This window comes from uncultured Sphingomonas sp., assembly GCF_964235535.1.
GTDB lineage: Bacteria > Pseudomonadota > Alphaproteobacteria > Sphingomonadales > Sphingomonadaceae > Sphingomonas.
Map to the genome: position 1 here is coordinate 1 of NZ_CAXSBH010000082.1, position 5,927 is coordinate 5,927.

Annotated in this window: 7 protein-coding genes; 4 read left to right on the plus strand and 3 right to left on the minus strand. The window is 66.7% G+C overall.

Annotated elements, in window-relative coordinates:
• The 4 genes from ACFE7F_RS15205 to ACFE7F_RS15220 all read left to right on the plus strand — a co-directional run.
• Positions 1-725: SDR family NAD(P)-dependent oxidoreductase (locus ACFE7F_RS15205; protein WP_375404693.1), on the plus strand; the 725-nt coding region annotated here is incomplete at its 5' end.
• Positions 726-793: 68 nt separating this feature from the next.
• The gene (locus ACFE7F_RS15210) at positions 794-1,528 is read left to right on the plus strand and encodes an SDR family oxidoreductase (protein WP_375404694.1); all 735 of its coding nucleotides are present in this window, start codon (positions 794-796) and stop codon (positions 1,526-1,528) included.
• 242 nt (positions 1,529-1,770) lie between these two features.
• A complete protein-coding gene (locus ACFE7F_RS15215; protein WP_375404695.1) occupies positions 1,771-2,379 on the plus strand; it encodes an isochorismatase family protein in 609 nt (202 codons plus the stop codon).
• Positions 2,380-2,456: 77 nt separating this feature from the next.
• Complete coding sequence (locus tag ACFE7F_RS15220) at positions 2,457-3,347, plus strand: pirin family protein (protein ID WP_375404696.1); 891 nt, start codon at positions 2,457-2,459, stop codon at positions 3,345-3,347.
• Here ACFE7F_RS15220 and ACFE7F_RS15225 read toward each other — a convergent pair.
• The 3 genes from ACFE7F_RS15225 to ACFE7F_RS15235 form a co-directional block, all read right to left on the minus strand.
• On the minus strand, positions 3,344-4,279 hold the full coding sequence (locus ACFE7F_RS15225; protein WP_375404697.1) for a LysR family transcriptional regulator: 936 nt from the start codon (positions 4,277-4,279) through the stop codon (positions 3,344-3,346). The two genes, ACFE7F_RS15220 and ACFE7F_RS15225, sit on opposite strands and share 4 nt — an antisense overlap.
• A gap of 83 nt (positions 4,280-4,362) precedes the next feature.
• Positions 4,363-5,394: a glutathione S-transferase family protein gene (locus ACFE7F_RS15230; protein ID WP_375404698.1), complete on the minus strand. Its 1,032-nt coding sequence runs from the start codon at positions 5,392-5,394 to the stop codon at positions 4,363-4,365.
• Positions 5,387-5,927 (minus strand): LLM class flavin-dependent oxidoreductase (locus ACFE7F_RS15235; RefSeq protein WP_375404699.1); only part of this gene is annotated, 541 nt, incomplete at its 5' end. The genes ACFE7F_RS15230 and ACFE7F_RS15235, both read right to left, overlap by 8 nt.

A 5,927-nucleotide genomic window follows, 5' to 3' on the forward strand; every position in this document is an offset into this window, starting at 1 on the left:
CGTCCGTGGCGGCGTTCTCCGAACGGCTGAACCGGCGGGGGCGCCCGGTCGACATTCTCATCAACAACGCCGGCCTGGCAGCGCCGCCCAAGCGCGCCGTCACCCGCGACGGCTTCGAGCTTCAGTTCGGGACCAACTTCCTGGGCCATTTCGCGCTGACGGCGCATCTTCTGCCGCTGCTGCGGCGGGCCGAGAAGCCGCGGGTCGTGAACGTGTCCAGCATCTTCCACAAGGGAACCATCAATTTCGACGATTTGATGAGCGAGCGCCGCTATTCGCCGGTCAAGTCGTACAGCCAATCCAAGCTCGCGAACCTGATCTTCGCGCGCGAACTGCAGCGGCGGTCGGATGCGATGGGATGGAACCTCACATCGGTGGCGGCGCATCCCGGCGTGGCATCGACCGATCTGACCAAGAGCCGTCCCGGCCAGCCCGTGCTGTGGTTCAACAGGATCGGCGAATTGATCAATCCCCTCATCGGTCAAACCGCGGCTGAAGGAGCGTTGTCGATCCTCTACGCGGCGACGGCAGTCGAGGCTGAGCCGGGCGGCTATTACGGACCGACCGGCCGAGGCGAGCGGAAGGGTCCGGTGGGTCCGGCGCAGAGCTCGATGGTCTCGCGGAACCCGACGATCGCGGGGCAGCTCTGGCGGGTCGCCGAGGAGCTGACTGGCTTGTCGTTGGGAGAGACGCCCGACTTGGAACCTGTATCGCGGGACGCTTAAGGCATCGAAAGTCGCGTCGACTGATTATCATCCTGCCCCGGCACTCGCCCTAAACAAGGAGCCGGAGCATGGGCATCGAAAACGCCGCCGTCGTCATCACGGGAGCAAGCAGCGGGATCGGGCGCGCGACCGCCTCACTGCTTGCCGAGCACGGCGCGACGACGGTGCTGGGTGCCCGCCGCGAGGAACCACTGGCGATGGTCGCCGACGAGATCGCGGCCGCCGGCGGAAGCGTCGCCTATCGCGTGACCGACGTCACCCGTCGGCAGGACTTGCAAGCGCTCGTCGAACTCGCGTGTCACCAGTTCGGACGGATCGACGTCCTCATCAACAATGCGGGGATCGGTCCGATTTCGCGCTTCGACGCTTTGAAGGTCGACGACTGGGATGCGATGATCGACGTCGACATCAAGGGCGTACTCCATGGCATAGCGGCCGCGTTGCCGGTGTTCCAGCGTCAGAACACCGGCCATATCGTCGACATCGTATCGACGGCCGGGCTGGCGATCGTCCCGACCATGGGCGTCTACGGAGCGACCAAGAATGCCGCACGTACGATCACCGAGGCGCTACGGCAGGAGGCAGGACCACATCTGCGCGTGACCGAGGTCTCCCCCAGCTTCGTTGCGACCGACTTAGCCGACCCGATGACGGACCCGGTCATCAGAAACGCAATCCGGGCGCAGGCGGCTGAAGTCGCCATCACGCCCGACGCCGTCGCCCGCGCGGTCCTGTTCGCGCTGGAGCGACCGCGCGACGTGCACATCGGAAGCATGGTGGTTCGGCCGACCGCGCAGAGCTGACTGCGTGGTCGGGGCCTGAGGCTGCGCGAGTTTAACCGTCCCTTGCAAAGCCTCCCCCTCGATGGGGCAGACCGGGCGTGAAGACCCTTGATGTCCGCGAAACCTGATTTGCCCGCGAGTGGAACAGCGTTCCCGAGTCCGAGACGCAGATGTGCCAAAGCGGTGCCTACTGCGACCCGACAAGGAACGCCATCTCGCTTTCACGTCGGTGCCAATCGCCGAGCGACAACCGGAGAAGCAGGATGAGCAAGCCACAAGGCGTATGGACCAACGAGGACACCGCCCTGATCCTGATCGACTATCAAAAGGAGATGTTCGAGGGCGTCGCGTCGGAGACACCGGCCGACGTGATCGACCTGAACGTCCGCCTGTTGATCAAGGCGGCCAAGGCGTTCGGCATGCCGATCGTCCTCTCGACGGTCGGCGTGGAGATGGGCGTCAACGGGACGACGCGTCAGTCTATCCTGGATGAACTACCGGGAGTAGTGCCGATCGACCGTTCGTCGATGAACGCCTGGGAGGACGAGGCTTTTCTCGCCGCGGTCAAGGCGACCGGCAAGAAGCGCCTGATCTTCGCCGCGCTCTGGACGGAAATCTGCCTCGTCTTTCCGGTCGTCGACGCGCTGAAGGACGGCTATGACGTGAGCTACGTGGTCGACGCCGTCGGCGGTCTCAGCCAGCTCGCTCATCGTACCGCCATCGATCGCCTCGCTCATGCCGGCGCCGTGCCGAACACCTCCCTGGCGCTCGTCACCGAACTCTTCCGCGACTGGGCCGGCCCCCTCGGCGACCAGGCCCGTGAGATCATCACACCCTATCTCGGCGAAGTGAAGGCGCTCGCCGCAGCCTGACCCCTAGAAGCCGACGCGGCCCGCCGCGTCGGCTTCTCCTCTGAACCGAGAGTGTCGATATGACAGCTATGACAATCTTGACCAAGGCAGACGGCGAGGATCTCCGTCCCGCACGTCGCGTCGTCCGTCGCACGCGGGGCCGGGGTCACGGCTCGATCGTGCGGCTGATGAGCCCTTCCGATCTCGGACAGGTCCTGAAGCCTTTCGTCTTCCTCGACCTGTTCGAGGCGAACATGGGGCAGATGCGCGACGCGATGCAGCTGCATCCTCATTCCGGCCTCGCGACCGTCACCGTCTTCACGAAAGGCGATGTCAGGTACGAAGATCCCGAGGCCGGCAAAGGCGCCCTGACGTACGGCGGCGTCGAATGGATGCGCGCCGGCGGCGGCATCTGGCACGGCAAGGAGATCGGCCCCGGCGTCTCCACAAGCGTGCAGGGCTTCCAGCTCTGGATCGCGTTGCCGCCCGAGCTTGAAAATGCCGTCCCCGACAGTCAGTATGTCGAGGCGAGCGACATGAAGCGGGCCGGACCCGCCTTCGTGATCGCTGGAACTTACGAGGGAGTCGACAGCCCCGTCCGCGCGCCGGCCGGCTTCAACTATCTTCTCGTCACCCTGAAGCCGGGGGAGAGTTGGACCTACAACCCGCCGGAAGGCCATAGCGTCGGATGGATCGCGCTCGCTCACGGCGAGGTCGCCGCCGACGTACCCTTGCGCGCGGGCGACATGGCCGTCTTCGAGAGCGGCGAAACCGCGATCACGCTGGCATCGACCGGCGCCGATGATGCCGTCTTCGTTGTGGGTTCGGCGGCTCCGCACGATCACCCGCTGCATCTCGGCTACTATTCCGTGCACACGACCGCCGAGGCGTTGGTGCAAGGGGAAGGTCGGATCGCCGAGCTTCATCGCAGGCTCGCCGCGGCCGGGGATCGACGCACGAATTCGGGAACGACGCCCGTCTTCCGCTAAGCTCCGCGTCCTGCGCTGAAGGGGACGGCTTCCGGCTCCTTCAGCGCAGCCGGAAGACGCCCGCCCGCCTCGGCGAACTGCTCGACCAGAAGGTCGACCAACACCCGGACCTTTCGCGCGGGGTGCTGCCCCGGCGGCCGAACGACGAAGATGCCGGCCGTCGGGGTGGAATAGCGCGTCATCACTGCGACCAAGGCACCCGAGCCCAGTTCCTTCTGGACAAGGGCGTGGGGAAGAGCGGCGATGCCGAGCCCGGCAGCCGCGGCGTTGGCCAGGGCGATGCCATTGTCGGCCTTGAACCGGCCCTGCGGATGGAGGGTGATCATGTTATCCCCATCCATGAACTGCCAGGTCTCCGTACCCTGCATGAGCGCTTGGTGCCGACCGAGGTCGTCGGGCGTCTCGGGCGCGCCATGCTCCTCGATATAGGCGGGGCTCGCGACCAGCACGCCGTGTACCGAGCCGATCCGACGCGCGATCAGGTTCGAGTCCTTGAGCATCCCCACCCTGATCGCGCAGTCGTAGCCTTCTCCCACGAGATCGACGAAGCGGTCGCCGTACGAGGCATGGACGTGCAGCAGCGGGTGTCGGCGGGCGAGCTCCGCGAGCACGGGGGCGAAATGCGTAGGGCCGAGCGACAGCGGCAAAGCGACGCGAAGGCGACCACGCAGGTCACCCGCGGGCGAAATCGTCTCACGCGCGAGATCGATCTCGGCACAGACCTTGGCGGCATGGTCGCGAAAGGTCACTCCCGCCTCGGTCAGCGCAGCGCCGCGCGTCGTTCGCGCGAGAAGCTGGACGCCGAGGTCCGCCTCCAGGCGAAACAGCCGCCGGCTGACGATGGACTTGGCGACGCCGAGACGGCGCGCGGCGGACGAGATTCCCCCGGCGTCCGCCACTTCGACAAAGGTCTGGAGATCCTCGAGCAGCACGAGACCGTTCTTACCGGAAAGAGATGGATGCGCGTTCGCGAAGGCTGGATGCGAACAAACTCTTGGCTAAACGACCCGCGCGCTCAGGATCGTTTGGGATCCGTCGTCTCCGGAACCGTCGCACGTGCCGCGCTCGGTCCGAGACGTTGGGTGATGCCGGACGGCGCGGAGAAGTCGAGGTCGGGCCCGACGGGGACGATGCCGCTCGGATTGAGGAACGGGTGGCTCCCGTAATAATGCTTCTTGATGTGGTCGAAGTCGACTGTCGGCCTGATGTCCGGATGCTGGTAGAGCGCGCGGACGTAATCCCAGAGCGCCGGATGATCGGCCAGCGCCCGCCGATTGCACTTGAAGTGCCCGAAATAGACCGGGTCAAACCGCACGAGCGTCGTGAACAGGCGGACGTCCGCCTCCGTGAGCGCGTCGCCCACGAGGTAGCGTCGCTGCGCCAGCCTGGACTCCAGCCACTCCAGCGTGTCGAACACCTCGGCGACGGCCTCCTCGTAGGCCGACTGCCTGGTAGCGAACCCCGCCTTGTAGACCCCGTTGTTCAGCGTGTCGTAAATGCGGGCGTTGACGGCGTCGATCTCGGCGCGATGGACTTGCGGATAATAGTCGCCCGGGCGGGCGCCAAGTTGGTCGAAGGCGGAGTTGAACATCCGGACGATCTCGGCCGACTCGTTCGACACGATCGTCATCTCCGCCGTGTCGAGCAGCACCGGGACGGTCACCCGCGACGTGCAGTGCGGATCGGACATCGTGTAGATGCCGTGCAGCTCGGCGACCCCTGCGATCGGATCAGGGACGACGCCGGGTCCGGGCGCGAAGGTCCATCCGTCCTCGCCCATGTGCCAATGCACGACCGAAACGTCGATCATCCCCTCGAGCGCCTTCAGGTTCCGCATGATCAGCGTTCTGTGCGCCCAGGGACAGGCGAGCGACACGTAGAGATGGTAGCGGCCGGGTTCGGCCTTGAAGCCCCGCACGCCCGGCGGGGCCGAGCCGTCCGCCGTCACCCGGTCGCGGAAGACCGAGGGCGGCCGCCGTAGCGCGCCGTCGGACAGGACGGACTCGAACCCGCCGCGTCGCCAGACGCCGTCGACCAGCTCACCCACGCGCCGTCTCCAGTTCAACGGCCTGCCGCGGTGCGGTGGCCTGACGGACGACGGGGGCGACCTCCGTGCCGAGAAGCTCGATCGACCGCTTCATGGCGGCATGCCCGAGCGACGCCGCACTCATCTGGAACGTGACGCGCGACAGGCCGCCGAGCGCGTCGCCGGCCGCGAGGGTCTTGGCGGCCACGCTCGCCGGATCGCCGATCAGGAACGCGCCCTCGGGACTGCACATCGCGTCGAACTGGGCGCGCGTGGCCGGGGACCAGCCGCGCTCGCGCCCGATTTCGGTGAACATGTGCCGCCATCCGGGGAAGAAGGCGTCCTTGGCCTCCTGTGTCGTGGGGCCGACGAACCCGATGGCGTGGACTCCGACCTTCAGGCGCTCGGGCGGATGCCCGGCCCGCTGCCCGGCTTCGCGGTAGAGGTCGACCAGAGGACGAAACTGACGGAACCCGCCGCCGATGATCGCGACCATCAGCGGCAGGCCGAGCGTGCCGGCGCGGACGAACGACTGCGGCGTGCCCCCGACGCCG

Bases quoted from the DNA above. Each gene is read 5' to 3' on its own strand.
- ACFE7F_RS15210 (WP_375404694.1), top strand. From the start codon at position 794: ATGGGCATCGAAAACGCCGCCGTCGTCATCACGGGAGCAAGCAGCGGG.
- ACFE7F_RS15215 (WP_375404695.1), top strand. From the start codon at position 1,771: ATGAGCAAGCCACAAGGCGTATGGACCAACGAGGACACCGCCCTGATC.